The 2,961-nt window shown below is 66.9% G+C and carries 2 protein-coding genes; both read left to right on the top strand.

Going from position 1 to position 2,961, the window contains the following annotated elements:
* The first annotated feature begins 106 nt into the window (after positions 1 to 106).
* Positions 107 to 2,446: a mechanosensitive ion channel domain-containing protein gene (locus AC1D00_RS34390; RefSeq protein WP_477013740.1), complete on the top strand. Its 2,340-nt coding sequence runs from the start codon at positions 107 to 109 to the stop codon at positions 2,444 to 2,446.
* Between the two features lie 101 nt (positions 2,447 to 2,547).
* Positions 2,548 to 2,961 (top strand): Bug family tripartite tricarboxylate transporter substrate binding protein (locus AC1D00_RS34385; protein ID WP_477013739.1); only part of this gene is annotated, 414 nt, incomplete at its 3' end.

The raw sequence follows: 2,961 nt of genomic DNA, 5'->3' as shown, positions 1-2,961 counted from the left end.
CTTCCGACACAGCGCCGGGGCGAATAACAACCATCCGACATGACGCACGTGCTTCGGCGGTGACGGCCCCGTCGCCGCGGGCGCATTCATTTTTCAAGGAATCCTCGTGTCGCATAAGCTTGCCTCGGCGCTCCTCGCAGCGCTCTTCCTCGCCATCTCGTCTCTCGCCGGCGCCCACGCCGAGCAGCGTGCGCCGGCGACCAATGCTGCGGCCACGCTATCGCCGGACGAGGCCAGGCGCGCGCTGGAGACGCTGCAGGACGACCAGAAGCGCGCGCAGATGATCGACACGCTACGCGCGATCGCGAATGTATCAGGTCAGCAGCAGCCTGCGTCGTCCGCACCCGAACAGAAATCGCCGATCCCGCTTTCGGCCGACGGCCTCGGTGCGCAGCTCCTGCTCACGGTATCGGAGCAGATCGGCGAGATCTCGGGTGAGATCGCCAGCGCGGCGCGGACGCTCACACACTTCCCGGCCTTCTACTACTGGATCGTGCGAACCGCGAACGATCCCGCGGCCTACAATCTCCTGATCGAGATCGCCTGGAAGCTCGCGCTGGTGCTCGGCTGCGCCCTCTCCGCCGAATGGGTGATCTTTCGTCTGATCCGCCGTCCGGTCGCGTTCCTGGAAGGACGCGTGCCCCAGACCGCGCATCTGCCGGCGCACGCGACGCTCGTCGCCGATCCGCCGTCATCGGTGGCCGATGTCACCCCGGCGCCCGAACTGCACAAGCGTCGCCACAGTCTGATGCGGATCTGGCAAGTCCTGCTGCGGCTGCCCTTCGTGCTGGGGCGCCTGGTGCTCGAATTGCTTCCCGTGTTCGTTTTCGTGGGCATCGCCACCGCGCTGCTCGGAACGGAGATCGGCGAGCCCACGACCGTCCGCCTCGTGATTCTCGCGGTCGGCAACGCCTATGCGTTCTCGCGCGGGCTCATCTGCGTGGTCCGCGCGCTGGTGGGGCCGTTCGGCCTGTTTCCGGTTCGGGCCGAGACCGCGGCCTATATCGAGATCTGGGCACGACGCATCGTCGCCGTCGGCGTCTCCGGCATCGCTTTCGCCAATGTGGCGCTGCTGCTCGGTCTGCATCGCGCCGGCTACGCCGCGCTGCTGCGCATGGTGATGCTGGTGGTGCATCTCTTCATCGTCGTCATCATCCTGCAATGCCGCCGCCAGGTCGCCGAAGCCATTCGCGCGCCCGCCGAGCGGCCGGGGATTGCGGCGCGCCTGCGCAACCGCATCGCCGGTGGCTGGCATTATCTCGCGATCGCGCTCGATCTTGCGCTGTGGGCCGTGTGGGCGCTCAACATCCGCAACGGCTATGCGCTGCTGCTGCAATATTTCGTCGGAACCATCGTGGTGGCGCTGATCACGCGCATTGCCATCATGCTGACGCTGGGCCTGATCGACCGCGGCTTCCGCATCAAGCCGGAGATCCTGCAGCGCTTTCCGGGGCTGGAAATCCGTGCCAACCGCTATCTGCCGCTGCTGCGCAAGATCGTATCCGGCGTGATCGCCTTCATCGGCTTCGTGGCCGTGCTCGAGGTCTGGGGCGTGGATGCCATTGTCTGGTTCTATGGCGGCCAGATCGGCGGCCGGCTGATCTCGGCGGTGGTGACGATCGGCATTGCCGTGTTTATCGCCGCGGCGATCTGGGAAATCAGCAATGCGCTGCTGGATCGCCAGATCAATGCGCTGTCCAGGGACGGGCACTATGCGCGCGCCGCGCGCCTACGCACCTTCCAGCCGATGCTGCGCACCGCGCTGCTCTGCGTGATCGCCGCCGTCGTCGGCCTCACGGCGCTCAGTGAGATCGGCGTCAATGTCGCCCCGCTGCTCGCAGGTGCCGGCATCGTCGGCATCGCCATCGGTTTCGGTTCGCAAAAACTGGTGCAGGATCTCATCACCGGCCTGTTCCTGCTGCTGGAGAACACGGTGCAGGTGGGCGACAATGTCAGCGTGTCGGGGCTCTCAGGCGTCGTCGAGAACGTCTCGATCCGCACCATCCGCCTGCGCGCGGGCGACGGCGCCGTGCACATCGTGCCGTTCAGCGCGGTCACGACCATCACCAATGCCAGTCGCGGTGCCGGCAACGCCTCCGTCAGCGTCAACGTGTCCTACAAGGAGGACACCGACCGCGCCGGTCAGATCCTCAAGGACATCGTCGACGAGATGCGCCGCGAGGGTGACTTCCGCGCGCTGATCCGCGGCGACCTCGAACTCTGGGGCGTCGACAAGGTCGATGGCGCGATGGTGTCGATCGTCGGCCAGATCCGCTGCACCGAGGCCGGCCGCTGGCCTGTCCAGCGCGAGTTCAACCGCCGCATGAAGCAGCGCTTCCAGCAGAACGGCATCGAGGTCGCGTCCGCGACCCAGACCATCCTGATGCAGATCGCGCCGCCGGCAGACAACGCGGCCACCCTGACCCCGCGGCGGGCGGCCGGATAGAGGCTCGACGAACTTCTCCCTTGCCTCCGCTCACGCGGCAGCGTTCACTCCGGCTTCAGCCCGCTGACAAGATGCGGGCGGCAAAAAGGGTGGGGAGAACGATGCGGGGGCTGTGGGGCGGACTACGCGGTCATCTGATCGTCATTGGCGTGTTGATCGGATGCGCGGCAGGGACCGCGCCGGCAGGCGCCCAGCCGTTTCCATCGCGCCCCATTACGCTCGTGGTGCCGTTTGCGGCGGGCGGGCCGACCGACACGCTGGCGCGAATCCTGTCCGAACGGATCGCTGCCGAGCTGCACACGACGGTGGTGGTCGAGAACGTCGCGGGCGCCTCCGGCAGCATCGCCGGCGCCCGCGTCGCGCGCGCAACCCCTGACGGCACGACGATCACCATCGGCCATTGGGGCACGCATGTGCTCAATGGTGCGATCTTCAAGCTGCCCTACGACGTCATCGCCGATTTCGAGCCGGTCGCGACGATTGCGATGGGGACGCAGCTCATCGTCGGCAGGAAG

Source organism: Bradyrhizobium sp. P2_E8, from assembly GCF_056403875.1.
Note: the sequence above shows the minus strand (reverse complement) of the source record. Positions and strands in the feature narration are given on the sequence as shown.